The sequence below is a fragment of the Streptomyces sp. NPDC088194 genome, assembly GCF_040702025.1.
Lineage (GTDB): Bacteria > Actinomycetota > Actinomycetes > Streptomycetales > Streptomycetaceae > Actinacidiphila.
In genome coordinates this window covers 55,841-81,294 of record NZ_JBFBIV010000007.1, presented here as the reverse complement: position 1 = coordinate 81,294, position 25,454 = coordinate 55,841, and the positions used below count along the sequence as shown (strand labels likewise).

The following is a 25,454-nucleotide window of genomic DNA, read 5'->3' as shown; positions in this document are numbered from 1 at the left end:
CCGTTGACGACGAGTGGAGGAGAGGTCGGCATGCACGTGGATCATCCTGAGGTGTTTCCCGAGCGGTATACGGCGTCGGTGGAGGCGGGAGCGGGGGAGCGGGCGCTGCGGGTGGGGTTCGGAGGGCCGGTGGGGTCGGGGAAGACAGCGACCGTGGCGGCGTTGTGCCGGGCACTGCGCGACTTCGTGGCGATCGGGGTGGTGACGAACGACATCTACACCCGGGAGGACGCGGAGTTCCTGGTGCGGGAGGCGGTGCTGCCCGCCGAGCGCATCGTGGCGGTGGAGACGGGGGCGTGTCCGCACACCGCGATCAGAGACGACATCTCGGCGAACCTTGAGGCGGTCGAGGAGTTGGAGGAGGCGGTCGGCCCACTGGATCTGGTGCTGGTGGAGTCGGGCGGCGACAACCTGACGGCGACCTTCTCACGCGGCCTGGTGGACGCGCAGGTGTTCGTGATCGACGTGGCGGGCGGCGACGACATCCCCAGGAAGGGCGGTCCGGGGTTGACCACGGCCGACCTGCTGGTGGTGAACAAGACGGACCTGGCCCCGTACGTCGGCGCGGACCTGGAGCGGATGGCGGCCGACGCGGCGGCGCAACGCGGGGAACTGCCGGTGGTGTTCACCTCCGTGAAGAAGCCCGGCGGCGTGGACCCGATCGCCGCGTGGGTCGGCGAGCGCCTGGCCGCGTGGGCGGCGGTCCGTACGTGACGGCGGCGCCGACGGCGGTGGCGGACCCGGCGGATTCGGCAGCCCCGGCGGGCACGGCCGGCACCACGGATACGGCCGCGCGCGGAGTGACCGCCGTCGCGCGGATGCGGGCGGTGCCGGACGGGCGCGGCGGCACCGTGCTGCCGCTGCTGGCCGGGGACGGGCCGCTGGCGCTGCGCAGGACCGGGCCGCCCGGGGGAACCGGCGCCCACGTCACCGTGGTGGGGGCGATGACGGCTCCGCTCGGCGGCGACCGGCTGCGGATCGAGGCCGAGGCGGCGGCGGGCGCGCGGCTGACCGTCGGCGCGTCGGCGGCCACCGTGTCGCTGCCCGGCCGGGGCGGCGAACAGGCCCGCTACGACGTACGGCTCACGGTCGGCGCGGGCGCCGAACTGCGCTGGCTGCCGGAGCCGTTGATCGCCGCCCGCGGCAGCGACCTGACGATGACCACCCGGGCCCGACTCGCCCCGGGCGCACGGCTGGTGCTGCGGGAGGAACAGGTCATCGGCCGCCACGACGAGCCGAGCGGCCGCCTCGCCGCCCGCCTCACCGTCGAGTACGAAGGGCGCCCGCTGCTCGACCAGGAACTGTCCTTCGGCCCGGGCACCGCACCCGGATGGGACGGCCCCGCCGTGCTCGGCGGCCACCGCGCGGTCGGCCAACTCCTGCTGGTGGCACCGGACCTGGGCGACCGCGCGGCCGAACTCGCCGATGTGCCGGCGGAGTACGGCCGCGCGGCCCTCACCGCGCTGGCCGGACCCGCCCTGCTCGTCACCGCGATCGCCCCGGACGGCCGGCACCTGCGCACCCTGCTCGACGGCTACCTGCGGCGGTTCAGCGCCACGTGAACGCCGGTCGAGCCCCGGTCGACCGCCGGCGGACCGTAGCCGCGCCGCGCGTCGCGACCGTCAGCCCGCGGCGGGCTGCTCGGCCGCCGGCTCCCCCGCGATCGGCTCGGTACGCGGCGCGGCCACCCGGACGTAGTCCTTCGTGCTCAGCGCCAGCGAGCGGTCCAGCCGGGCCGCGTTGAAGTAGATCTCGTCGTGGACCAACAGCCCGGGATCGACGACCAGTTCGAGCTTCTCGTCGAAGGAGAACGGCAGCACGGTGCCGCTCACGCTCCCGGCCAGCCGCTCGGCGATGTCCCGCGACGCGAACGACACGTACGTGCCCGACAGCAGCGCCTTCACCGCGCCCAGGTCCACCCGCCGGTCGCCCGGCACCACGGCGAGGACGTAACGCGTCACCTTCTTGCCCACCTTGACCATCACCACGATGCACTTCGCCGCCTGCGCAAGGGAGTTGCCGCGCAGCGCGCTCACCACCTCGGTGGCGCCCTCCGGTTCGTGGTCGATGGTGCGGTACTGCGCGCCCTGCTCGTCCAGCAGCGCGATCAACCGGCCGTAGGTCTCGTGGGTTTCGTGGGTCCCGGACCCGTCGCCCGCCTCGTGGGTGTCCTGCCGCTGCGTGTCCTGCTCGCTCATGTCCCCGCTCGCTGTGCTCGTGGTGTGGTGGTGCTCGTGATGGTGGTGCGGGCGCGTCGTCACGCGAACTCGGCCGTGAACGCCGCCCGGGTGGGGGAGTCCTCGCGCCGGTCCAGCACGGCGAAGACCGCCTCGTCGACGGAGTCGGCGAACCGCCCGCCCGGACCGAGCAGCGCCGCGAAGGCACCGGCGACCACGGCCGGGTCGTTCCGGAACACCCCGCAGCCCCACGCCCCGAGCACCAGACGCCGGTAGCCGTTCGCGACGGCCACCTCCAGCACCCGCTCGGCACGTGCCGCCAGCACCGGCCCGACCTCCCGCACCCGCTCGGGCATCGTACGCGCGATCACGCCCGCGTTCGGCGCGGGGCAGGTGAGGAAACCCGCGAGGTACGGCCGGGCGAGCAACGCGCCCGAGTCGGCGCGGAAGACCGGCACACCGGGGGAGTGGATGACCCGGTCGCTGTAGAAGGTGTCGCGGACCTCGCGGTGGTGGGCGTAGAACTCCGGGGCGCGCAGCAGGCAGTGGTACAGCGCGGAGGCGCGGCACAGCGCCTCCTCCTGCGCCTGGGCGCCGTTGACGTAGCCGCCGCCGGGGTTGCGGGCGGACGCGAAGTTGAGCACCGCGACCGCGCCGCCGCCCCCGGCCACCAGCCGCCGGGCCGCCTGGGTGCTGCCCTCCGACGTGACCGTGCAGCGGGTGCCGGTGCCGGTGCCGCGGGCCGCCGTGTCCGGCACCTCGACCGGCTCGGGCCCGTACATCCTGGTGCCGTCGGCGGCCCGCGCCACCGGTTCGGCCAGGTCCACCCATCGGCCGTCCGGCCCGGGGTAACCGCCCTCGGTCACGATCCGTTCGTTCTCGTGGGCGATGTTCCGCAGTCGTGCGCTCATGCCCCGGCACGGTACGGTCAAAGCCCGCTCCCGCGCGATCCGTTATCGGGTGTCCCGGGACCAGGGCGAGGACGCGGGGGGCGAGCGTTTCGGCCGTCACGCGATACGGCGGGCCGCCGCCTTGCACCCCCCGCAAGACGCGATATAGCGTGAGTGGTGTTCCGTTCCGTCCCCCAGGAGGTCCCTCGTGTCCGAACGGTCGCCACGGCAGTCGCACGGGTCGGACGGTGCGGCTGACGACGCGCACCTGCGGGTCTCGGACGACGAGCGGGACCACACGGCCGCCCTGCTCGGCGACGCGCTGGCCGCCGGCCGGATCGACGTCGGCGAGCACGCCGAGCGGCTGGAGGCGGTGTACGCCGCGCGCACCCGCGGCGAACTCGTCCCGATCACCGCGGACCTGCCCGCCCTCACGCCCGGCGTGTCCCCGACCGAACCCGGCGACAGCGCGCCCATCGAGGCGCTGTTCGCCAAGGTGCGGCGCTCGGGGCCGTGGCCCGTGCCGCCGTACACCGTCGCCCGCGCCCGCTTCGGCGCGATCGTGATCGACCTGCGGCAGGCGATGTTCACCCGCCGTGAGGTGGTGATCGAGGCCGGGTCGTTCTTCGGCAAGGTCGAGATCCTGGTCCCGGACAACGCCAACGTCTACGACACCGGGTCGGCGCTGTTCGGGAAGCGGTCCCAGGTCGGGAGCCGCGAGGGCAAGGAGGACGACGGTCCGGTGGTGCGGATCACCGGGCGCTCGGTGTTCGGCCATGTCCGGGTGATGCGCGGCTCGAAGTGGGCCTGGTGGATCGGCCACCAGATGGGCGGTCACGTGGAGGAGCGCATGGAGCACATGACCCGGCACATGGAGGCGCGGATGGAGCACATGAGCCGCCATATGGAGCGTATGGGGAACATGGGCCGCCACATGGACGGTCGGAGGGGTCGTGGCAGCGGCCGCGACCGCGACGCGTGAGCGCCTGAACCCGTGAGCGCCTGACCGTGCGGCCGCCGGTGCCCCGGGTGTCCCGGGCCACCGGCCAAGGCGGAGGACCCACCCGCCGCACAGCCTCGCCGCCGCACCACACGACCGCGCCCCACCGATCCCCGCCGCTGACCTACGCGCTCAACTCCGCTGCGCCAGCCAGGCGTTCTCCGCCGCGTAGTCGAACCACTCGTCGCCCTCGTCCGACAGCCGTGCGGGCAGCGGGAACCGCTCCTTCCAGTCGTGCTCCTCCAGCTCCCGCGCGAGCCAGGCCACCGTCTCCGGCAGCGAGTCCTCGTACGTGGTGACGGCGTGGTAGCCCAACTCCCGTTCTGCGGCGGACATGTCCAGCACCATCGGGTGCGGCAGCCCCCACGGGTGGTTGCCCACGGTCGGCGCCGGAGGCGGGCCGTCGACGAGCACCGTCTCGGTGGTACGGCCCAGCACCGCGTCGATCGCGGCACCGATCTCCGCGACCGTCGGCACCCGCGGGTCGCCCGCGTTCAGCACCCGGGAGCCGGGCGTGCGCGCGGCCAGCCGGACCAGCTCGGCGATGTTCGACGCGTGCACCGGGTGGAAGCGGCTGCTGCCCCCGTACGGCAGCACCCGCACCGTGCGCCCGTCCAACGCCCGCTTCACGAAGTACAGTTCGCGCGGCAGCGGGCTGTGGGTGCCGTGGATCGCGCCGGCCCGCAGCAGCGTGCTGGGCAGTTCGCCGCCGGCCGCGAGCAGCGTCTGCTCCAGCTCCACCTTGCGGGTGCCGTACGTCGCCGGACCGCCGTCGACCGTCGTCCACGTCTCGGGCAGCGGCACCGGATAGCGCGGCGAGCCGTCCGGCTCGTCCTGGGTGTCGAAGCTGCGGTCCTGCTCGTCCTTGTACACGGCGGCGCTGGAGATCACCACCGCCGACCCGATCCGGTCGGCGAGGGAGAGCAACTGCCGTGCGTGGTCCGCGTCGTAGGCGACGCAGTCCAGCAGCACGTCGCAGCCGTCACCCAGCGCGGCGGCCAGCGCGGCCGTGTCGGCGCGGTCCACCCGGACCGTGCGGACACCGGGCGGCCACCCCGCGTCGGTGCCGCCGCCGCGTGAGGCCGCCGTCACCTGCCAGCCGTCCGAGGCGAGCGCCTGTACCGCCTGCCGGCCGATCTGCCCTGATGCTCCGAGGACGAACGCAGTTCCTGTCATGCCGCGACGCTACGGCCGCCGGGCCCGGGCGGACCAGGGCGTTTCGCCGTGCGCGGATTCGCCCTCGGCGCAACCCGCCCGCACAGGCCCGCACCGGCCCGCGCCCGCTCGCGCCCGCACGCGACGCACCGGCGGGCGTCCGGTCGGATGCCCGCCCCAGCATCGCCCCGGCATCGGCCCCGGCATCCGCCCCCGCATCCGCGCCGGCGTCCAGGCCGTCACCCGGTCGCGCGCCGTGGAAATCGCGGTGCGCCGGCCCGCTGGGCTGCCTACAGTGGAAAGCGCCGCGAAGCGCAGCACGGGCATACTTCCGCTCATAACGGGGAGGTCGCGGGTTCGACTCCCGCCCGGCCCACCATCCAGGGCCGGTAGCTCAGTGGCAGAGCACCACAGAACGCCCGTGCGACAGGAACTCGCGGCACCCGTCCGGGTCCACCCGCCGGTCCGGCGTACGCCCCCCACCCGCACCGCCCTCGGCGGCTTCGTGCTGCCCGGCCGCGGTCGCGCCGGGGGACCGTCACGACATCACGACACCATGCGATGACACCACGTCAGGAGACGCGCACCATGAGCAAGTTCGCCGCGCGCCGCCGCGCGCCCGCCGGCCCGGTGGCCACCACCAGCCGCACCCGCACGCACGAAGGCGGCGCCGGCTTCACCCGGGACGCCAAGAGCGACCTCTTCCTCCTCGCTGCGGCCAACATGGTCGGCGAGGACAGCTTCTACGAGTCCGCGGGCGACCGCGACGACCGCTTCCGCCGGCTGGTCCATGCCGCCACCAGGACCGACCCCGACTGGGTGGCTCGCTTCGTGCCCTACCTGCGCCGGGAGTTGAACATGCGGTCGGCCGCGGTCGTGGTCGCCGCCGAGTCCGCGCTGGCCCGCCGGGCCGGCACCGACGTCGAACCGACCGTGTCCGTACGGACCTTGGTCGACTCCGCGCTGCTGCGCGCCGACGAGCCCGCCGAGTTCCTCGCGTACTGGAAGGCCCGCACCGGCAAGGTCACCCTGCCCGGCGGTGTGCAGCGCGGTCTCGCCGACGCCGTCGCCCGCCTCTACACCGAGCAGGCCGCCCTGAAGTACGACGGGGTGGCCGCGGCCTGGCGGATGGCCGACGTGGTGGCGCTCGCCAAGCCGAGCCCGGCCGGCCCCTGGCAGGCCGACCTGTTCGACTACCTCGCCGACCGGCGCTGGAAGCGCGACAGCGTCCGGGTCACGGACCGGCTGCCGGTGCTCACCGCCTACGGGGCGGCCATGGCGATGCCGGTGGCCGAGCGGCGCGCGTACTTCCTCGCGGACCCGGCGCGGCTGGGGGCGGCCGGGATGACGTGGGAGCAGCTCTCCTCGCTCGGCGCGATGGACGCCGCCGCCTGGACCGCGATCCTGCCGCGGATGGGGCTGATGGCGCTCACCCGCAACCTGCGCAACCTCGACGAGGCCGGTGTGCCCGACCACGTCGCCGAGCAGGTCGCGGCGCGGCTCGCCGACCCCGTGCAGGTGCGCCGCTCCCGGCAGTTCCCGTACCGCTTCCTGTCCGCGTACCGCACCGCGCCGTCGCTGCGGTGGGGCCCGGCGCTGGAGCGGGCGCTGCTCGCCTCGACCGCGAACGTGCCGGCGCTGCCCGGCCGCACGCTGGTGCTGGTCGACACATCGGCGTCGATGCGGCAGCCGGTCGCGGAACGCAGCCTGGTCCGGCACGTGGACGTGGGCGCGCTGTTCGCGGTCGCGCTCGCCGCGCGGGGTTGCGAGGTCGACCTGGCCGGTTTCGCCACCGGCGTGTTCGGCCACCGGCTGCGGCGCGGAGGCAGCGTGCTGCGGCAGGCCGACGAGTTCTGCGCGCGGGTCGGCGAGGTCGGGCACGGCACCGAGACGGTCACCGCGCTCAAGACCGCGTACCGGCGGCACGACCGGGTGGTGCTCTTCTCGGACATGCAGGCGTTCGCCCATCCCGGCACCGGCGCGTGCGGCGTGACCGTGTCGACGGCGGTGCCCGCCGCGGTGCCCGTGTTCGGCGTGAACACCGCGGGGTACGCCCCCGCGGCGCTGGACACGGCGACGCCGAACCGGTACGAGATCGGGGGGTTCTCGGACAAGCTGTTCACGATGGTCGATCTGCTCAGCCGCGGCCGCGACGCCACGTGGCCGTGGGAGCGGTAAGGAGGGCCCCTGACCCGCCCGGGTGTCCCGTTCCGCCGGTTCAGGGACCACCTGTCCGTGCGGGCTGGTCGCGCGGTTCCCCGCGCCCCTGTGCCGGTGCGGCTCTCTCCGCGGAAGGACGCCGAGTCGGGAGGGTCAGGGGTGCCTTCTCCTGCGGGTCGGGGGGCCATCGGTCGGTTGACGGTTGGTCGCGCAGTTCCCCGCGCCCCTGTTGGAGGTGCGGTTCTCTCCGCGGATGGAGGTCGAGTCGGGAGGGTCAGGGGTGCCTTCTCCTGCGGGTCGGGGGGCCATCGGCCGGTTGACGGTTGGTCGCGCGGTTCCCCGCGCCCCTGTGCCGGTGCGGCTCCCTCCGCGGAAGGAGGCCGAGCCGGGAGGGGCAGGGGTGCCCTGGTTCGTGGGCGGTGCGGCGGGGCGTGAGGATGGCGGCGGCCGGCTACCGCTCCCGGTCCGCCGCCTGCTCCTGCCCGTCCCCGAGGCGAGCGGTCCGCCCCGGGTCGGGCGCCGCCATGTCCGCCGCGTCCGCGTCGTAGTGCTCGAACCACGGCAGTCCCGCCGAGGCGTACGCCGCCCGGTCCACCGGCGAGGCGGGGGCCGGCTCCCCGGTGATCCGCCGCCATTGCGCCGCCGTCGCCAGATGCACGAACACTCGGCCGGAGGGCTCGCGTTCCCAGTCGTCCAGCGGCCGCGGGTCCCGGTAGACCTCCTGCCGCATCCGGCCGCCCGCGCCCAGGCCCGGCGCGGTCACGGCAGGCCCCGCCGGCTCGCCGGGCCCGGCCTCCGCCGCGAGCGGCACCCCCGGCGCCGGCCCGAACCGGCCCGGCCGCGCCCCGCCGACCTCGCCCCACCCCGCCACATCACGCCCGCGCACCGCTCGCGCCCGCTGCGCGGCCTGCCACCGTGCCCGCACCCGGGCCCGTAGCTCGAAGACCTGCAACTGCACGCCGACCCAGTCCTCCGAGGCGGGTCCGCGGGGCGCCGTGACCGTCCCCGGCTCCGGCGGCACCGCGACGAGCTGACGGATCGTGCCCCGCCCGGAGTTGATCCCGTCCAGCCACGGCTGGCGCGGCAGCACCACGTAGTTCTGCGGGTCCTGCGCCAACTGGTCGCTCCACGGCCGCCCCGACACCGCGCACACCTGGCCCACCCCCACCTGGAGGGCGACCGGCGCCGACGCGGAGAAACTCAGCCACACCGCCTCGCGCTGGAAGACCGGCAGCAGCACCCCGCCGTGGCCGAGCCACTGGTCAGGCGCCTGATCCGGGTAGTCCGCGACCCACCGCAGCGGGAAGCCGCCGAGCCCCGGCGGCAGTGGATGGGTACCGGTCTCCGGCAGCCGCAGCGTCCGCATGAACCGTACGGTGGCCCCGCCGGGCAGCTCGAGCGCCCCCTCCGAGACCCGCACCTGTCCGCCCATCCACGGGCCCCCCTTCGGTCAACCGCGACTGCGCGCCTGCAGTGACGCCAGGTAGGCGTTGTACGCGACGAGCTCCGCATCCCCGTTGCGGTCGGCGGCCCGGTCGGTGCGGCGCGCCTGCCGTTTCTCGGAGGTGTACCACTGGAACAGCAGGGCCACCAGCACGACCACCGACGGGATCTCGCTGAACGCCCAGGCGATACCACCAGCGGCGGTCTGGTCGCTGAGCGGGTGCACGCCCAGCGAGGCCGGCGGGTGCTTGAAGGTGGTGACCATCGGCTGGCTCGCCATCATCAGCGCGATCCCGAAGAACGCGTGGAACGGCATCCCCGCGAACAGCTCCAGCATCCGCATCACATAGCCCGGCCGGTGCGGCCCGGGGTCGACACCCATGATCGGCCAGAAGAACACCAGACCGACCGCGAGGAAGTGCACCATCATCGCGATGTGCCCGGCCTGGCTGCGCATCAGGCTGTCGAAGATCGGCGTGAAGTACAGCCCGTACAGGCTCGCCACGAACAGCGGGATGGTGAACGCCGGGTGGGTGACCACCCGCATCAGGCGGCTGTGCAGCAACTTCACCAGTAGCTCGCGCGGGCCGGTGCGGCCGTTCCCGGCGGTCGGCAGCGCCCGCAGCGCCAGGGTCACCGGCGCGCCCAGCAGCAGCAGGATCGGCGAGAGCATGCTGAGCACCATGTGCTGCACCATGTGCACGCTGAACATCGCCATGCCGTAGTCGTTGAGCTTGGTGCACATCGTGAGGCCGACGGTCAGCACGCCGACCACGAAGGAGATCGTACGGCTCGGTGCCCACCGGTCGCCGCGCGCCCGCAGCCGGATCACCCCCCAGCCATACAGCGCGAGCAGCACCACGCACAGCACCAGGAAGAAGGGGTCGCCGCCGAAGGCCAGCCCGCGGCCGAGCGTGAACGGCGGAAGGTCCGCGTCCATGCCCGGCATTCCCGGCATGGCCAGCAAGGCCGAACCGCCGTGATCCATCTGTCACTCCTTCACCCGATGTGCCCGCACCAGACTAGAACCGCCCCCGGTCGTCGATCCGACCGGGGGCGTCAACAGCGGGTCGCGGCGGGCGAGCCGCGGCCTGCTCAGGAGGACAGGCGGGGCGTACGGCTCACAGCACGCACTCGGCCTCGGTGTACCGCTCGGCCGGCACCGTCTTGAGGTGCTCGACCGCCTCCGACAGCGGCACCAGGTTGATGTCGGTGCCGCGCAGCGCCGTCATCATGCCGAACCGGCCGTGGTGCACCGCTTCCACCGCGTGCCAGCCGAAGCGGGTGGCGAGCACCCGGTCGTACGCCGTGGGGGTGCCACCGCGCTGCACGTGGCCGAGGATCACCGGGCGCGCCTCCTTGCCCAGCCGCTCCTCCAGCTCCACCGAGAGCTGGTTGGCCACACCGGTGAACCGCTCGTGTCCGTAGACGTCGGTCGCGCCGGAGGTGAAGTCCATCGTGCCCTCGCGGGGCTTGGCGCCCTCGGAGACCACCACGATCGCGAACTTCTTGCCCGCCTCGAACCGCTTGCCGACCACGTCGGTCAGCTCCTGCACGTCGAACGGCCGCTCCGGCACCACGATCGCGTGCGCGCCGGCCGCCATGCCCGAGTGCAGCGCGATCCACCCGGTGTGCCGGCCCATGACCTCCACGATCAGCACCCGCTGGTGCGACTCCGCGGTGGTCTTCAGCCGGTCCAGCGCCTCGGTGGCGACGGTCACGGCGGTGTCGAAGCCGAAGGTGACGTCGGTGGAGGAGATGTCGTTGTCGATCGTCTTCGGCACGCCCACGATCGGCAGGCCCGCGTCCGACAGCAGCCGGGCCGCCTTGAGGGTGCCCTCACCACCTATCGGGATGATCGCGTCCAGGCCGAGGTCGGCGACATGGCCGCGGGCCTGCTCCACCCCGCCGCGCAGATGCGCCGGCTGCACCCGGGACGAGCCCAGGATGGTGCCGCCGCGGGCCAGGATGCCGCTGACGGCGTCGAGGTCGAGCTTGCGGTAGTCGCATTCGAGCAGGCCCTTCCACCCGTCGTGGAAGCCGATGACCTCGTCACCGTGGTCGACCACGGCGCGGTGCACCACGGACCGGATGACGGCGTTCAGCCCGGGGCAGTCGCCGCCGCTGGTCAGGACACCAATACGCATCGCTCGCTACTCCTGCAACTCAACCGGACGGCCGGACCCCGTCGTCCGGATGGATCGGACCCAGCTTACCGATCGCGCCGTCCACGCCTCCACGGCGACCGCACTTCGGACACCTGACGATTACCCCAACAGCAGGTCACCTCCGCACAGCGTGACGGTGCCGGACCGCTGCCGGCTCCGGCACCGCCCGTGGTACGGGTCAGGCGGGTTGCACGGCCGCGGCGATCCGCTCCTCGCGGAGCGCGTCGTACCACTGGTCGTCGACCGGCGGCAGCGCGTTGACGTCCAGCGCCAGCTTGATCAGCAGATCGGCGATGTGCGGGTTGCGGGCCATCACCGGGCCGTGCATGTACGTGCCGAACACCGTGTCGTTGAACGCCCCTTCGGTGCCGTCGCCGGTGCCGTTGCCGCGGCCGACCCGGGTGCGGGCGAACGGGCGGGCGGCCGGGCCGAGGTGCGTGACGCCCTGGTGGTTCTCGAACCCGGTCAGCGGCGGCAGCCCCAACTGCGGGTCGATGTCCGCCAGCACGTCGCCGACGCAGCGCTCGCCCTCGCCACGCGTGCTCACCACGTCCAGCAGTCCCAGGCCCGCCTCGGGCCGGCCCAGGTCGTTGACGAACTCGTGGCCGAGGATCTGGTAGCCCGCGCACACCGAGAAGACGATCGCGCCGTTGGCCACCGCCCGGTTCAGCCCGCCGTCACGGCGCAGCCGCTCGGCCGCCAGCCGCTGCGGGCGGTCCTCGCCCCCGCCGATCAGGTAGATGTCGCCGGAGGTCGGGATCGGCTGGTCGGAGCGGACGTCGACCCGGGTGACCGGCACCCGGCGCTGCTGCGCGCGCCGCTCCACCACCAGCGCGTTGCCCTGGTCGCCGTAGGTGCTGAGCAGGTCGGGGTAGACCCACACCAGGCGCAGGCTGGAATCACTCATGCGTGCTTCTCCTCGGGTCCGTCGGGATCGGGCCTGGGGCCGGGCCTGCGGCGACCACGGGTCGTCCGCGGGGCCCGCCTGCCCGTTCAGTTTCCGACCTTGCGGCGCAGGTCCTGGAACGCGGTGTAGTTGGCGATCGCCTCGATCCGGCCGGGCGGCGCGTTGCGCACCGCCTCGTCCAGGTCGGCGCAGACCCGGAACTGCAGTCCGGCCACCTCCAGCCGCACCGCCAGGTCCAGCCGGCGGTCACCGAGCACCATGATCGGGTGCCCGGCCAGCCGGGTGTAGTCCACGTCCCACAGCCAGGAGGTGTCGGTGCCGTCGGCGCCGCGCGCGTTCACCGACAGGATCACCGGCGCCGGCGGCTGGTCGATCAGCGAGAACGTCTCCAGCCAGCCCGCCGGGTTCTTCGCCAGCAGCAGCCGCACCTGGCGCTGCTGGTAGGTGACCACGTCGTAGCGCCCGGCGACCGCCTGCACCTTGTACATCCGCTCCAGCGCGACCTTGGGGTCGATGCCGAAGGCCGCGGCGACCGCGGTGGACACCGCCGCGTTGGACTTGTTGGCGCGGCCGGGCAGCTGGAGGTGGATCGGCCACGCGACGCCGTACGGATCGACCACGTGGTCGCCGGACAGCCCCCACGTCGGGGTCGGGCGGCGGAAACCGCACTCGGAGCAGAACCAGTCGTCGGAGGGGCGCTGGAGCACCCCGCCGCAGGACGGGCACGACCAGGCGTCGTCCTTCCACTCCTGGCCGGCGGCCACCCACACCACGGTCGGGCTCGACGACGCGGCCCACACGATCAGCGGGTCGTCGGCGTTGGCGACGACGATCGCCTCGGAACCGGCCAGCCCCTCGCGCCACTTCTCGGCGAGCATCCGGGTCTCGGCGGCCCGGTCCAGCTGGTCCCGGGAGAGGTTGAGCAGCGCGATCGCCTTCGGGGTGGTGTCCCGCGCCACGCCCGCGAGGTACTTCTCGTCCACCTCGATCACGCCGAACCTGGCGTCGGAGCCGCCGGCCAGCGCCGACGTGATGCCGGCGGGCATGTTCGCGCCCAGCGCGTTCGAGACCACGGGGCCGCCCGCGCGCAGCGCCTCGGCGAGCAACCGGGTCGTCGTGGTCTTGCCGTTGGTGGCCGACACCAGTACGACGTCCAGGTGGCGGGCGAGGCGCGCGAGCAGGTCGGGGTCGAACCTCAGCGCGACCTTGCCGCCGATCACCGATCCACTGCCCTTGCCTGCGGCGCGGGAGACCGCCGCCGCGGCCCTGCCCGCCGTCACGGCGAGCTTCGCCCGCGGCGTCAGCGGCTCAGAGTTGCCTGCCATCGTGGGTGCTTCCTCCTCGACTTCGGCCGAGCTGGCCAGGCCCAGCCTATCGACTTCCGGATGGGGGAGACGACCGCCGCGACGGTCGACGCCGCAGCCCGGCCGCGGGCCGGCGGGGGCAGGCCACGGACGGCGTGCACCCGTAAGCGGGCGCTGAGGGCGCCTCCCAGGCGAAGCGTTGGGGGCGGAATCGCGCGCTGACCCACCACCGCGAGGTGGTCCCTGGACGGACGGGACCGGGCGGCCCGGGGGGCAGGGGCGCCCTACAGTCCGCGGCTGCCGGCGCGGTCACCCGCGAGGGTGAGCCGACCCCACAGCAAATCCGCCAGGGTCCGCACGAGTTCGTCCCGGGAGCAGGGCCGCTCGCCCAGCCACCAGTCGCCGGCGGCGTACATCATCCCGACGATCCCGTGCCCCCACACGCGCGCGACCTGCCGGGTGTCGGGCCCGAGGTCGAGCCGCTCGGCGATCACGTCGCCGAGGTCCTCGCCCATCCGCCGCAGCAGCGGCACCTGGTGGCGGCCGACGTCGAACCCCTTCTCTCCGTCGGCCGCGGGCGTCTCCGCCGGGTGCATGAGGAACCGGTAGACCTGCGGCCGGGTCTCGATCGCGGACAGGTACGCGTGCAAGGTGGCCTCGACCCGGTCGCGACGGTCCCCGGGGGAGTCCAGCGCGGTGCGCAGCGTCGCCAGCAGCGCGTCGGTGTGCCGCTTGGCCAGTGCCCGGTACAGCCCGGACTTGTCACCGAAGTGCCGGTAGAGGATCGGCTTGGTGATGCCCGCCTCCGCGGCGATCGCGTTCATCGACGCCTCGGGGCCCTCGCGCAGCACCACGCGTTCGGCGGCCTCCAGCAGTTCGGTACGGCGGCGCTCGGTGGCGGTCCGCTGATCCTGCCGATGCCCGGTGTCCACCGTGCGCCTCCCGGTCGTTCGCCGCGCTCGTGTGTCACCGGGCGCCATGGGTCAACTGCTCGTCTGCACTGCTCGTGTACTGCAGCTTTATGCGCGCAACGTAACACCCCCGGGGCACTCCACGGCTCGGCGCTCGGTGAGTTGACATTCCCTACCGCACGGTAACAGACTGCTGTTACCGCAAGTAACCAGTACGTGGAGGGGACCATGGGCGACTTCACGCTCGAACTCAACGACGAACAGCAGTCCGTGCGCGAATGGATTCACGGTTTCGCCGCCGACGTGATGCGCCCGGCCGCCGCCGAGTGGGACGAGCGCGAGGAGACGCCCTGGCCCATCATCCAGGAGGCCGCCAAGATAGGGCTGTACTCGCTGGATTTCTACGCCCAGCAGTTCTTCGACCCGACCGGCCTGGGCATCCCCATGACCATGGAGGAGCTGTTCTGGGGTGACGCGGGCATCGCGCTGTCCATCGTCGGCACCGGCCTGGCCGCCGTCGGGGTGCTCGCCAACGGCACCGAGGAGCAGATCGGCACCTGGGTGCCGCAGATGTACGGCGACGCCGCCGACGTGAAGGTGGCCGCCTTCTGCTCCTCCGAGCCGGACGCCGGCTCCGACGTCGGCTCGATGCGCACCCGCGCGGTCTACGACCAGGCCACCGACGAGTGGGTGCTCAACGGCACCAAGACCTGGGCCACCAACGGCGGCATCGCCAACGTGCACGTGGTGGTGGCCGTGGTCGACCCGGAACTCGGCACCAAGGGCCACGCCTCCTTCATCGTGCCGCCCGGCACCCCCGGCCTGTCCCAGGGGCAGAAGTTCAAGAAGCACGGCATCCGCGCCTCGCACACCGCCGAGGTCGTACTGGAGGACGTCCGCGTGCCCGGCGACTGCCTGCTCGGCGGCAAGGAGAAGCTCGACGAGCGGCTGGCCCGCGCCCGTCAGCGGGCGAAGTCCGGCGACGGTGCGGAGAGGGTGAAGAACGCGGCGATGGCCACGTTCGAGGCGTCCCGCCCGGCGGTCGGCGCGATGGCGGTCGGCACCGCGCGCGCCGCCTACGACTACGCCCTCGAATACGCCAAGACCCGCGAGCAGTTCGGCCGCCCGATCATCGACAACCAGGGCGTCGCCTTCCAACTCGCCGATATGCGCACGCAGATCGACGCGGCGCGGCTGCTGGTGTGGCGGGCGTCCTGGATGGCCACCGCCGGCCGCCCGTTCACCTCGGCGGAGGGCTCCATGTCCAAGCTGTTCGCCAGCGAGACCGCGAAGAAGGTCACGGCGCAGGCGATCCAGATCCTCGGGGGCAACGGCTACACCCGGGAGTACCCGGTGGAGCGGATGCACCGGGACAGCGCGATCTACACGATTTTCGAGGGGACCAGCGAGATCCAGCGGCTCGTCATAGCCCGCACCCTCGCAGGGGTGCCCATCCGCTGAGGGTGGCCCGTCCTGTGGCTACCCGGACCTTGCGGTCGGTGGGTGGCTGGTCGCGCAGTTCCCCGCGCCCCTGAATCAGGCACTGCTCTTCCGCGGGAGAGCAGCTGCTTCCAAGGGGCCCGGGCGAACTGTCGCGCCGTACTTCCTCAGTCGCGGTAGCCGCGGAGGAGGAACCAGCCCAGGAACGCGGCGCCGACGACCGACACCACGATGAACGTGCGCATCACCGGCCCGGGTCCGGGGGACTGGTTGACCGCCAGGGTGGTGAGCACGTGGTGGATCTGCATGGCGACTCCTTCAGCTCGACGCCTCAGCGTAGCCCCGGGCGGTGCCGCGACCGCCGAGTGGGGTGCGGACGGCGGGGCGTGGCGCCGGGAGCGTGACCGCGGACACGTCGCGGACCCTGCCGGACCCTCACACCGGGGGCGCGGGGTCTGGTTCAATAGGGGCATGGCCAGCATCACTGACCCCGGGACAGGTCGCGACGACCTCGAGCCCTTCTGGCCGTCCCGGCAGGAGCACCACTTCGACCGCTGGTGTTGCCGCGCGATCCCCGCGCGGAACCACGTCGCCCGCTGACCTCGCACCGCTTCCGGCCCCAGCGCCGGTTGCCGTCGGCACCAGCACGTTTCCGGTCCCGCGCACGACGGAGTCCTCCCGACCCATCGCGCGAAAGAGCCGAAACCATGTCGAACGTCTCGCACATCCCGTCCGCACCCGCCGCCGTACCCGCGCCGCCCGCCGCCCGGCAGCGGCTGCGCGCGGTGCGGCCCGACGAGGTCCCGCCCGCCCCCGACTTCCTTCCGCCCGGCGCCACTTGGCTGCCCGCGCCCGGGCATGTGCTGCCCGCGGTGGCCGGTGGTGCCCCGATGGTCGGCTACCTGGTGCTGGTCCCGGCCGACCGGGCCCGCGCCGATCAGCCGGTGCCGGCCGCCGACCCGTACCAGTACGCCGTCGAGCCGGTCGTCGAGACCGTGGTGGAGCAGCAGCGGGGCGGGCCGGCGCTGCCCGTCGCGCCGGTGCTCATAGACGGCGAGCGCCGCACCGCCGCCGTCGACGGCCGCCCGCTGGACCTGACCTACCTGGAGTTCGAGTTGCTCGCCCACCTGGTCGCGCACCCGCACCGGGTGCACTCCCGCGACCAGCTCGTCACCACCGTGTGGGGATACGGCCACGTCGGGGACGGCCGCACCGTGGACGTCCACATCGCCCGGCTGCGGCGGAAGTTGGGCGCCGAGCACCGCGGCAGCATCGTGACCGTCCGCCGGGTCGGCTACAAGTACGCGCCCGCCCAGGCCGCCCGCTGAGGGAGGCCGAGGGGGCGGACCGGGCATGCCGGTCGGGTCCCGGTCGCACGCCCGCGTGCGACCGGGGTCATGGCGAGGGGGCTACGGCACGACCGTGACCGGCCAGCGGCCGGACTTCACCAGGCGCACCGCGACCGAGCCGACCAGCCGGTGCCCGGCCCGCTCCGAGGCGCCGACCACGACCGCGTCGGCGGTGAGCTGGTCGGCGGCCATCGCCAGGCCGTTGTAGGGGTCGCCGCGGAAGGTGTGGAACTCCCAGCGCACCGTGAAGGTCCCGCGCATCCGCTCCACCGAGTCGCGGATGTCGGCGAGGAGCTGCTCCGCGATCCCGGTGTCCGCCTCCGACACCGGCACGCCGAGCGCGGCGCCGCCGGCGATGTAGGGCTGCACGTACACGAGTGCGAGCAGGGCGTGCTGCCGGCGGGCCAGACCACCGGCGTACGCCGCGGCCCGCCAGGAGGAATCCGAGCCGTCGAGCCCGGCGACGATCACTTTCGGTCCGTCGGTGCCGCGCTCGAAACGTGCCGGCAACTTCTGCTCTTCCACCAGGTCAGGCTATCGGTCCTCGGCACCGCTTGATCACCCCCGTGCACGCAGCGTTCTCACTCGATTGGTCCCATTGCCACGACATGGGCGGTTTTGCGGGGCACGCTGTGGAAGAGGAGTGAAGCAGGCGACCGCCCGTCCGGCGCACGAACCGTCCATCGGTCCGCGCCCGCGCACGGCAGCCGCCCACGCCGCTACCGGGGAGGTTTTGCGATGCCTTGCGTGTCCACGAACGTGTTCGTGCGGCGTACACCGACGGAGGTCTTCGACTTTCTCGCCGACGCCCGCAACCTCGCCCTGTGGAGCTCGGGGGTGTCCTCGGTCGCGTCGGCGTACGTACAGCCGGGGGTCAACGCGGTCTACCGCTACCGCTTCCCGGGCCGGCGCCGGTTCCACCGGCTGGTCTGCGCCGACTTCGAGCCCGGTCGCCGGATAGCGTTCCGCGGTCAGCGGATGTGGGGCCCGCTGGGCACCCAGGTCCCGCTCTACGGCTTCGACCTGCTGCCGCACGCCGACGGCACGCTGGTGCGGCTGTCGGTGACCAGCTCGCTGAGTGCGGGGCTCGCCCTGTTCGCGCCCCTGGTCGCGATGGCGTGGCGGCGCGACCTGCCCGCCGACGGCCTGAAGTTCCGGGACCTGCTGGGCGAGGACCGCCCCGCCGCCGAGGCGCTGCCCACGGCCGCGGCCGGAGCGGGTGCGGCCGGAGCGGGCGCGGAGGCCGGTGCGGGCGCCGGGGCCGGTGCGGGCGCCGGGGCCGGTGCGGGCGCCGGGGCCGAGGCGGCCGCCGACGCGCAGGCCGACGACGCCTCGGTGCCGGCCGCGACCCCCATGCGGACCTCGCCGACCCCCCGTGGATTCGACTACGCTCATTGAGTGTTAAACTAAGTTTGTGATCGGGAGCGCCTGACGTGCGCGCCGGATCACCTCGTGACTGCCCCGGCCTGGTCCCCCCGTCCCGGCCGGGGCGCTTTCATGTCCGGCGTTCCACCGGCCGGCCCGCCGCCGTCAGCGCCGTGAACGCCTGCGCGACCACCATCAGCCAGGCCACGTCCCCGTCGATGGTCCCGGTGCGCGGCAGGGCGGCCGCCGTCAACGCCGCCCGCCGCGGCGGCGGTTGGAGCCCCGCGCGGCGCGCCTCCACGGCCGCCGCCAGCGCCGCCGCCTCGGTCACCGCGTCCGACGACGCACAGCCGGGCGGCAGCGCCGCCACCGCGGCCGGACCCGACACGGCGGGCGCCCCGGCCGCGCCCCGCTCGGCCAGCCAGGCCCGGACGTCGGCCGGATAGTACGGCCGCAGCGACAGCCGGCCGTCGTGGATCTCGATCACCCGCCGGTACAGCGCGAACTGCATGTCCCGCAGCGCCGGCTTCCCGGTGCGGCGCCGACCCGCCTTCGACGGCCGCAGCGCGATTCCCGGATGCGCCTCGTACAGCGCCGACCACAGCGGCTCCAGCGCCCGGTACGCACGCGCGGCGCGCACCAGCCGCACCGGCGCGGCCAGCACCCGGCGCCACGTGGTGGCGGTCGCCCCGCCCACCGCGAGCAGCACGCAGGCCACCGCGAGCGCCGCCGACCCGAAGTCCTCCGCGGTGTCCTGCCGGCCCCAGCGCAGGACGTGCGCGGCGTCCGGGAGCAGCAGCAGCGTCCACAGCGCCCCGACCGCGCCGCTCGCCTGCATCAGCCGCAGCCCGGTGCGCAGCGCGCTGGGCGGCATCCGGCGGGCGTGGCGGCCCAGCAGCGTGGTGAACAGCGCCAGGCAGCGCAGCGAGTACACCACGAACAGCAGGTCGTAGCCGGCCAGCAGCCAGCGGTCCGAGGTGCCGTCCACGAACCCGGTGCCGCCCTGGTCGCGCAGGCCCGCCGGGAGGAAGAGCGCGGCCATGGCGACGGCCGTGGCCAGCGCCTGCCAGGTCAGCCGCCGCTGCGTGCCGTGTCCCGGCTCGCCCAGCGCCCGGGCGATCAGCGCCAGCGCGGTCAGCGCGCACATCTTCAGCTCGGCGCCGAGCAGCACCCCCGCCCTCGGCACCGGCGCGAACCGGTCCAGCGCCGCCACCGAGGCCGGCGCCAGCACCAGCAGCGCCGCGCCCATCGACATCGCGAACCAGCCGATGTACCGCATCGCGGGGTCGGGCTCGCCGCGCCGGGCGACCACCATCCGGTAGCAGGCGAACGCGATCAGCAGGCCGCCTGCGCCGTACGTCCCGGTGTCAACCACGCGCCCCGCCCCGGGCGGGCGGCGCGCCGAACATCGACCCCAGCCGGCGCTGCTGGCCCTCCGCGAGCTGCGGCGTGTCCGCCTCGCGCGCGACGCGCGAGCAGATCAGCGACGCCAGTAACTCCGCCTCGTGCTCCTGCGGCTCGCTGTAGACGGTCCGGCCCAGCACCCGGCGGACCAGGGCGTCGGGCAGGTGGGGGAGCAGCGCCCGCGACCCCGGCGGGACATCGCGGCCCCCGGCCCCGGGGACGGGCTCGACCCGGTCGTGCCCGCACACCAGGTGGGCCGCCTCGTGCAGCAGGATGTGCCGCTGGTGCAGCGTGCTGGTGTCCGTGGCGTAGACGATGCAGTCGGCCTGGTCGGTGACCATCAGCAGCCCGCACGGCAAATTCGGCAACGCGTCGACCGGGATCAGCTCGATCGGCCGGCCGCGCCGCGCGGCGAGCCGGGCGATCAGCGCCAGCTCGTCGAACGGTCTGGGCAGCACGGTGTCGCCCATGGCCTGCCGGTACTTGTCCCACAGCACGCCGTGTGTGGTTGCCCGTGCTCTCACGTGCATCACCCCCATCGCCACCGGCGACCGCCGCTCGCGCGACGCCGATGCCCGACGCCGCGCACTGACCGGAACTCCGGGACCCCCGGCGCCGGTGCCGGGACCCCCGCGTCCCGGCACCGAACGGTCCCGCCTGTCCGGAACCCTGCTTCCCTCGGGTCCCGTCTCGCTCGGTTTCCTTCGAACCCCTGTTGCCTCGGGCCCCGGAACCCCCGCGTCCCGGACCCCGCCCGCCGCACTCCCTGACGATGCGGAACGGCCCCGCGCTACGGCGAGTTCCGCTCGGCCTCGCGTTTGGCGATCAGATCGATCATGTCGCTGATGGTGCCCATGCCTTCCGGCGAGAGGTTCACCGCCCGCAGGGCGACACTGCGCACTCCGGCGTCCCGCAGGGCGCCGAGCAGCTCCAGTTCGGCGGCGATCCGCGCGCCCTGCTCGTCGTCGAAGAAGTACGCGACCGGAATCTGGAAGAACTGCGCGAGCGCCTCCAGATGGCGCTTGGTCGGATTGGTCCGCCGCCCGGTGCGCAACTGCCACAGGTAGGTGGTCGAGAAGCTCTCCCCGGTCGCCTCCCGGCAGGCCCGCGCGACTTCCTCGTGGGTGTACGCCTCGCGGTCCGGCCTGCGCACCACGCGGAAGAGCGCGTCGATCTTCTCCGCCAGGGTCGCCGCCCCGGGCGCCGCCCCGTCCCCGTCAACCATGTGTTGATTCCACCGCCCCCGCCGTGAACCGGAACCTCATCGTATAGGTGTGGAGCGGCAGTTGGCACTGCCGAGCGGACTCCTTCCGGAGCCGTGGGACCGGCACCCGTCGGCGCCCGCGCCCGGCTCGGTCAGTACCGCAGTACCGCCGCGATGTGACCGGAGTCCGCGAGGTGCCCGTCGGGGACGAACCGCACCCGCGCCCCGGTGTCCAGCGCCTGCTCGGCGATCTCGTCCACGATGTCGTCGCGCGCGCCGTGCTCCTCCGCAGCGGCCGGCACCAGGTGCTCACCGTCGTCCCTGACCGTGGTCCGGTAGCCGTCCTCGATCGCCACCAGCGAGGCACGGCCCTCGGTCACCGACTGCCACACCTCGTCCACGCCGCCGGCGAACTCCTTGCGGCCACGGGCCCGGTCCAGGTCGTCCAGCACGGCCGCCACCGCCCGCTCGTCGCGCTCCCGGTCGGCGTCGGCGACCGCCCTGGCCAGCGCCTCGCCCGGGCCCTGGGCCAGACCGCCGTGGCCGACGTGCGCCACCGCGTCCCTGGCCACCGGCCCGACCTCGTCCAGCGCGCTGATCGCCTCCGGCTCGCCGACCAGGTACAGCGGCCGCGGGTCGGCCGCCTGCGCCGCCGCCACGGCCTCGGTGACCTCCCGCAGGAAGACCCGGGTGTCCTCGTCGTTGAAGATGCTCGGGGTGTCCCCGATCCGCTCCTGCCGCTCCGGGTCGAAGTCGATCGGGGCCCGCCGCACCGGGAAGGGCCCCTTCTCCTGCCGCGGCGTGTGCTGCCGCCCGCCGCTCCACATCGTGGCCACGTCCGCGGACAGCGCCAGCACCCGGAACGGCTGGTTCGCCGCGTAGGCCGCCACCAGGTTGCGGGTCAGGAACGTCTGCGCCAGCAGCACCCGCTCCGGCACCGACCGCTCCAGCGACCACACGTGGTGCTCGCCGGGCGCGGCGAAGATCGCCAGCCCCTCCTCCGCGTACACCAGGTCCACCTCGGCCAGCGCCTGGTCGAGCTGGCCGATCACGTCGATCCGGTCCGCCCTGGCCACCTCCGGGTCGCTGTGCACCGCGTTCTTCGCCTCCTCCAGGAGGTTGCGCAGCCGTACGGCGTCCTGCGCGTTGTCCGGCTCGCGCCGGTGGGTGGGCAGCAGCACCGAGACCGCCGGGTACTTGCGGGGCCGGCGCAGTTCGGCGAGCGCGGCAGGAGTCAGCGGCTGGTGCATGGAGGGCATGGGCGGACCTTTCCGGCGGCTGGCGAAGACGCGGGCGGCGACGGAGCGCGGGGGACGCGCGCGGGGCCGGAGCGGGCGGACGCGTACGGCTGGGGGCGTGCGGTCGCGCCGTCAGCCGCGGACGCGGCCCCCGAACCGTCTGGTCGTCTTGCGGTTGTCTTCCACTTCTGTCCTTTCCTGGATATATCAATCAGTCGACTTCCGCAGCCCAGCGGACTCGCCGACCAGCCCGTCCTCGGCCCAGGCCACCGCGTCCGCCCGGCTCCCGCGCACCTCCGCGCCCGTCGTCAGCTCGCCGTGCCCGTACGGCTCCGCGCCGGTCACCACGCACACCCGGTGCCCGGCGGCGGTGACCCGCGCCAGCGCCGCCGTCAGCATCGTCCGGGCCGTCGGCCGTACCCACATCACCTCGGCGAGGTCCAGCACCAGCCACCCCGGGCGGTCCGGCGCCACCGACGCCAGCGCGTACAGCACCCGCTCCACCGCCGTGAAGTCCAGCTCGCCGCGCGCGGCCACCAGCGCGATCCGCCGCGCCCCGCGCGCCAGCAGCTCCCGCTCCTGCGGCGGGCGGTCCGCGGCGGGGGGCCAGTGCTCCGCCGTCGTGCACGCCGTGACCGTGGCCGGGCCCGGCGCGGGCGGTTGCATCAGGTGCAGCCCGAGCCGCCGGGACACCTCGCGCAGCGCCGCCACCGCCCGCACCGGGCTGCCGGTGGGGTCCAGCGGCGGGCTGTAGCAGGCGAGCCCGAACCGGCCCGGACTCGCCGCCGCCAGCCCGCCCGACACGCCGCTCTTGGCCGGCAGCCCGACCCGTACCAGCCAGTCGCCGGCCGCGTCGTACATCCCGCAGGTCGCCATCACCGCCAGCACCTGCACCGCGACCCGCTCGGGCACCACGGTCCTTCCGGTCACCGGGTTGACGCCGCCGGTGGCCAGCGTCGCCGCCATCACGGCCAGGTCCACGGTGTTCACCCGGACCGCGCACTGCCGGAAGTACGTCTCCACCGCGGCGCGCGGCTCGGTGCGCAGCGAGCCGGCGGCGTGCATCAGGTAGGCCAGGGCGCGGTTGCGGTCGCCGGTCGCGGACTCCGAGCGGTACACCTCCTCGTCGACCTCCAGCCGGTGCCCGGCGAACGCGCTCAGGCCCTCCAGCACCCGCGCGAACCGCTCCTCCGGGCTGTCCGCCGGGACCAGGTCGGTGGTCGCGATCGCACCCGCGTTGATCATCGGGTTCGCCGGGCGCCCGGTGCCGCGCTCCAGGCTGATCGCGTTGAACGCGTCGCCGCTCGGCTCGTTGCCCACCCAGCGGTGGATCTCGTCGAGCCCCAGCTCCGCCAGCGCCAGCGCGTACACGAAGGGCTTGGCGACCGACTGGATCGAGAACGGCACCTGGGAGCGCCCGGCCTGGTAGCGGTGTCCGTCCATGCTCACCAGCGCCAGCCCGAAGTCGTTCGGATCGGCGAGCGCGAGCTTGGGGATGTACGACGCGACCTCGCCGTCCGTGACCGGCAGGAACTGCCCGTGCACCTCGGCGAGGCCCGCGCTGATCACGTCGAACGGAGCCGTGTCGACCATGCGTCCATGCTTGGCGCGGCGTGGGCGGTCCGCAACGCGGGAGAGCGGGCACCGGGGAGCGGCGGCCGACCCCTGCCCGTGACGCCCACAGCGCGGTGTGCCAAGCTGCCCAGCGCGAGGGGGAGGCGTTGCGATTGACGGGGCGGGAACCGGGAACAGGCGCGAGCGGCACGGGATCGGGCGGGGGCCGAGTGGCCCTGGCCGTCATCGTGGTGGCGGGCATCGGCGTGGCGGCCCTGCTGCTGCGCCCCGACAGCCTGACGGACAGCCGGGGCCGCGGGCCGCTGGGCGGCAACGCAGCCGCGTTCGGCGTCGCGGTCCTGTGGCTGGTGGCCGCGATCGCGGCCAACAGGCGCTACCGCGAGCGGTTCAGCCCGTACGACGAGCACCGCACCGCCACCCAGCAGCGGCTGGCGGACGTCGTCCGCCACACCCTGATGATCGCGCCGGCTGCCGTGCCCGTGCTGCTGCTCGCCTTGCACGACTTCCGGACCGGCCCCGGTCTGGACTACCGGCCCGGGCGGCCGCGCTCGTTCCAGACCGTGCCGCCCCGCACGGTGAAGCCCTCCCACGTCTCGTCCGACAAGGGGTCGCTGCACATCCCGGGCTGGCTGCTGCACCTCGCGGTCGGCCTGCTGATCGCCGTCGCCGTCGCCGCGGTCGCCTATGCCGTCCGGTACCTGCTGCGGATGCTGCGGCGGGTCGAACACACGGCGCCCAGCGGCGTCTTCAGCGTCGTGGCGGACGACGAGGAACTCCTCGCCCAGGCCGTGCGCTCCGGCCGACGCGCGCTGCTCGACAACGACGACGCCCGGGCCGCGGTGATCGCCTGCTACGTGGCGATGGAGACCTCGCTCGCCGCGTCCGGGGTCGCCCGGCGCGCCTCGGACAGCCCGCAGGACCTGCTGGAGCGGGCCGCGGCGGGCGGTCTGCCGGCCGGCCCGGCCGCAGGCGAGCTGACCGAACTGTTCCGCGAGGCCCGCTACTCCACCCACCCCATGGACGACGGCCACCGCCGGAGGGCCTCCGACGCGCTGTCCGAGATCGCCGCACAGCTCGAACGGCGGGCCGACGGCACGGACGGCACCGAAGGGTCGGCCGAGGCCGCCGGGGCGGGGGCCGCCTCGTGACCCGCGCACCCGACGCCCGGTCGGCCCCCCATGCCCCCGAGGCCGACCCCTCCGACCGGCCGGCGTCCTCGCGCACCCTGGTCGCCGCCCTCGTCGCCGGCGGTGTCCTCGCGGTCGCGCTGGTCGCCCTCACGGACGGCGTCGCGGCGGCCGGCACCGCGCTGGTGCTGCTCGCCGTCGTCGCGCTCGTCGCCGCCCGCTACGTCGCCGGCGGCGACGCCCAGGACAGCGGCTACCGCAGGGCCGTCCGGCTGCTGAACAGCCGCGCCCCCGCGCTCGGCGAGTGGCAGCGGATCGTGGACCACTCGCTCGGCGAGAAGGGGGCCGTGCACTTCGCCACCACGCTGCGGCCGCAACTCCAGCGGGTCTTCGCGGCCCGGCTGGCCGAGCAGCACGGCATCGACCCGGAGCGCGCCCCGCAGCGGGCCGCCGCGCTGGTCGGCGCCGACCTGTGGCCGTGGATCGACCTGAACCAGCCGCCGCCGGAGCCCGAACTGCCGGAGCCCGTGCTCGCCGCGCTGCTGGACCGGCTCGAAGCGCTGTGACCTGCCGCCGCGGTCCACACGTTCCCGCCCGCCGCCCCCGGCCCCGCCCGCTCGCCCCCGAGCGGGCCGCC

26 protein-coding genes are annotated in these 25,454 nt (G+C 74.2%); 10 read left to right on the top strand and 16 right to left on the bottom strand.

The features are described 5' to 3' along the window. Positions 1 to 30 precede the first annotated feature (30 nt). Both ureG and AB0399_RS05495 read left to right on the top strand, forming a co-directional pair. Positions 31 to 714 carry an urease accessory protein UreG gene (ureG, locus tag AB0399_RS05500; protein WP_329373062.1) on the top strand — a complete coding sequence of 228 codons (684 nt, stop codon included), beginning with the start codon at positions 31 to 33 and terminating at the stop codon, positions 712 to 714. Positions 715 to 818: 104 nt separating this feature from the next. After that, the gene (locus tag AB0399_RS05495) at positions 819 to 1,562 is read left to right on the top strand and encodes an urease accessory protein UreD (RefSeq protein ID WP_366410375.1); all 744 of its coding nucleotides are present in this window, start codon (positions 819 to 821) and stop codon (positions 1,560 to 1,562) included. Between the two features lie 60 nt (positions 1,563 to 1,622). Here AB0399_RS05495 and AB0399_RS05490 read toward each other — a convergent pair whose 3' ends face one another. Next, a complete protein-coding gene (locus tag AB0399_RS05490; protein WP_366410316.1) occupies positions 1,623 to 2,198 on the bottom strand; it encodes a YbaK/EbsC family protein in 576 nt (191 codons plus the stop codon). A 59-nt stretch (positions 2,199 to 2,257) separates the two neighbouring features. Further along, positions 2,258 to 3,088 (bottom strand): TIGR02452 family protein, encoded by an 831-nt coding sequence (locus AB0399_RS05485; RefSeq protein WP_366410315.1) that lies wholly within the window; start codon positions 3,086 to 3,088, stop codon positions 2,258 to 2,260. A gap of 187 nt (positions 3,089 to 3,275) precedes the next feature. Between AB0399_RS05485 and AB0399_RS05480 the strand changes: the two genes are divergently transcribed. Further along, on the top strand, positions 3,276 to 4,049 hold the full coding sequence (locus AB0399_RS05480; protein ID WP_329373068.1) for a DUF1707 domain-containing protein: 774 nt from the start codon (positions 3,276 to 3,278) through the stop codon (positions 4,047 to 4,049). A 150-nt stretch (positions 4,050 to 4,199) separates the two neighbouring features. On the opposite strand, the gene AB0399_RS05475 is transcribed toward AB0399_RS05480, so the two are convergent. Beyond that, the gene (locus tag AB0399_RS05475; protein WP_366410314.1) at positions 4,200 to 5,243 is read right to left on the bottom strand and encodes an NAD-dependent epimerase/dehydratase family protein; all 1,044 of its coding nucleotides are present in this window, start codon (positions 5,241 to 5,243) and stop codon (positions 4,200 to 4,202) included. A 567-nt stretch (positions 5,244 to 5,810) separates the two neighbouring features. Between AB0399_RS05475 and AB0399_RS05470 the strand changes: the two genes are divergently transcribed. Further along, the gene (locus tag AB0399_RS05470) at positions 5,811 to 7,400 is read left to right on the top strand and encodes a TROVE domain-containing protein (protein ID WP_366410313.1); all 1,590 of its coding nucleotides are present in this window, start codon (positions 5,811 to 5,813) and stop codon (positions 7,398 to 7,400) included. 433 nt (positions 7,401 to 7,833) lie between these two features. Here the strand turns inward: AB0399_RS05470 and AB0399_RS05465 are convergent, their stop codons facing one another. From AB0399_RS05465 to AB0399_RS05440, 6 genes are all read right to left on the bottom strand, one after another. Then, positions 7,834 to 8,814 (bottom strand): hypothetical protein, encoded by a 981-nt coding sequence (locus AB0399_RS05465; RefSeq protein WP_366410312.1) that lies wholly within the window; start codon positions 8,812 to 8,814, stop codon positions 7,834 to 7,836. Positions 8,815 to 8,832: 18 nt separating this feature from the next. Further along, on the bottom strand, positions 8,833 to 9,813 hold the full coding sequence (locus AB0399_RS05460) for a cytochrome c oxidase assembly protein (RefSeq protein ID WP_329373076.1): 981 nt from the start codon (positions 9,811 to 9,813) through the stop codon (positions 8,833 to 8,835). 133 nt (positions 9,814 to 9,946) lie between these two features. Further along, entirely contained in the window at positions 9,947 to 10,972 is a 1,026-nt protein-coding gene (locus AB0399_RS05455; RefSeq protein WP_328459880.1) for a 6-phosphofructokinase, read from the bottom strand. Positions 10,973 to 11,171: 199 nt separating this feature from the next. Then, positions 11,172 to 11,900, bottom strand: coding sequence for a glutamine amidotransferase (locus AB0399_RS05450; protein ID WP_329373079.1), 729 nt, complete (start codon positions 11,898 to 11,900; stop codon positions 11,172 to 11,174). Between the two features lie 86 nt (positions 11,901 to 11,986). Beyond that, entirely contained in the window at positions 11,987 to 13,225 is a 1,239-nt protein-coding gene (locus AB0399_RS05445; protein ID WP_328459876.1) for a MurT ligase domain-containing protein, read from the bottom strand. 263 nt (positions 13,226 to 13,488) lie between these two features. After that, on the bottom strand, positions 13,489 to 14,136 hold the full coding sequence (locus AB0399_RS05440; protein ID WP_328459874.1) for a TetR family transcriptional regulator: 648 nt from the start codon (positions 14,134 to 14,136) through the stop codon (positions 13,489 to 13,491). Between the two features lie 207 nt (positions 14,137 to 14,343). On the opposite strand from AB0399_RS05440, the gene AB0399_RS05435 reads away from it, so the two are divergent. After that, a complete protein-coding gene (locus AB0399_RS05435) occupies positions 14,344 to 15,576 on the top strand; it encodes an acyl-CoA dehydrogenase family protein (protein ID WP_329373081.1) in 1,233 nt (410 codons plus the stop codon). 146 nt (positions 15,577 to 15,722) lie between these two features. Here AB0399_RS05435 and AB0399_RS05430 read toward each other — a convergent pair whose 3' ends face one another. Beyond that, entirely contained in the window at positions 15,723 to 15,863 is a 141-nt protein-coding gene (locus tag AB0399_RS05430) for a hypothetical protein (RefSeq protein WP_328459869.1), read from the bottom strand. Positions 15,864 to 16,026: 163 nt separating this feature from the next. On the opposite strand from AB0399_RS05430, the gene AB0399_RS05425 reads away from it, so the two are divergent. Both AB0399_RS05425 and AB0399_RS05420 read left to right on the top strand, forming a co-directional pair. Further along, positions 16,027 to 16,155 carry a hypothetical protein gene (locus AB0399_RS05425; protein WP_328459867.1) on the top strand — a complete coding sequence of 43 codons (129 nt, stop codon included), beginning with the start codon at positions 16,027 to 16,029 and terminating at the stop codon, positions 16,153 to 16,155. A gap of 107 nt (positions 16,156 to 16,262) precedes the next feature. Beyond that, positions 16,263 to 16,883: a winged helix-turn-helix domain-containing protein gene (locus AB0399_RS05420; protein ID WP_329373084.1), complete on the top strand. Its 621-nt coding sequence runs from the start codon at positions 16,263 to 16,265 to the stop codon at positions 16,881 to 16,883. An 81-nt stretch (positions 16,884 to 16,964) separates the two neighbouring features. Here AB0399_RS05420 and AB0399_RS05415 read toward each other — a convergent pair whose 3' ends face one another. Then, positions 16,965 to 17,429 carry a universal stress protein gene (locus tag AB0399_RS05415; RefSeq protein ID WP_328459863.1) on the bottom strand — a complete coding sequence of 155 codons (465 nt, stop codon included), beginning with the start codon at positions 17,427 to 17,429 and terminating at the stop codon, positions 16,965 to 16,967. Positions 17,430 to 17,651: 222 nt separating this feature from the next. Between AB0399_RS05415 and AB0399_RS05410 the strand changes: the two genes are divergently transcribed. Continuing rightward, on the top strand, positions 17,652 to 18,302 hold the full coding sequence (locus tag AB0399_RS05410) for an SRPBCC family protein (protein ID WP_366410311.1): 651 nt from the start codon (positions 17,652 to 17,654) through the stop codon (positions 18,300 to 18,302). 97 nt (positions 18,303 to 18,399) lie between these two features. Here AB0399_RS05410 and AB0399_RS05405 read toward each other — a convergent pair whose 3' ends face one another. The 5 genes from AB0399_RS05405 to glsA all read right to left on the bottom strand — a co-directional run bounded on the left by AB0399_RS05405 (position 18,400) and on the right by glsA (position 23,708). Continuing rightward, positions 18,400 to 19,644 (bottom strand): MAB_1171c family putative transporter, encoded by a 1,245-nt coding sequence (locus AB0399_RS05405; RefSeq protein ID WP_366410310.1) that lies wholly within the window; start codon positions 19,642 to 19,644, stop codon positions 18,400 to 18,402. Next, complete coding sequence (locus AB0399_RS05400; protein WP_329373091.1) at positions 19,637 to 20,197, bottom strand: ParH-like protein; 561 nt, start codon at positions 20,195 to 20,197, stop codon at positions 19,637 to 19,639. Before AB0399_RS05400 ends, AB0399_RS05405 begins: the two co-directional genes overlap by 8 nt. Positions 20,198 to 20,463: 266 nt before the next feature. Beyond that, positions 20,464 to 20,898: an XRE family transcriptional regulator gene (locus AB0399_RS05395; RefSeq protein ID WP_328459855.1), complete on the bottom strand. Its 435-nt coding sequence runs from the start codon at positions 20,896 to 20,898 to the stop codon at positions 20,464 to 20,466. Between the two features lie 131 nt (positions 20,899 to 21,029). Next, positions 21,030 to 22,127, bottom strand: a complete 1,098-nt coding sequence (locus AB0399_RS05390; RefSeq protein WP_329374564.1) for a chemotaxis protein — start codon at positions 22,125 to 22,127, stop codon at positions 21,030 to 21,032. Between the two features lie 195 nt (positions 22,128 to 22,322). After that, positions 22,323 to 23,708 carry a glutaminase A gene (glsA, locus tag AB0399_RS05385; protein WP_366410309.1) on the bottom strand — a complete coding sequence of 462 codons (1,386 nt, stop codon included), beginning with the start codon at positions 23,706 to 23,708 and terminating at the stop codon, positions 22,323 to 22,325. Positions 23,709 to 23,899: 191 nt separating this feature from the next. On the opposite strand from glsA, the gene AB0399_RS05380 reads away from it, so the two are divergent. Both AB0399_RS05380 and AB0399_RS05375 read left to right on the top strand, forming a co-directional pair. Further along, positions 23,900 to 24,838 carry a DUF4129 domain-containing protein gene (locus AB0399_RS05380; RefSeq protein WP_329373095.1) on the top strand — a complete coding sequence of 313 codons (939 nt, stop codon included), beginning with the start codon at positions 23,900 to 23,902 and terminating at the stop codon, positions 24,836 to 24,838. Then, the gene (locus AB0399_RS05375; RefSeq protein WP_329373097.1) at positions 24,835 to 25,383 is read left to right on the top strand and encodes a hypothetical protein; all 549 of its coding nucleotides are present in this window, start codon (positions 24,835 to 24,837) and stop codon (positions 25,381 to 25,383) included. Before AB0399_RS05380 ends, AB0399_RS05375 begins: the two co-directional genes overlap by 4 nt. Positions 25,384 to 25,454 lie beyond the last annotated feature (71 nt).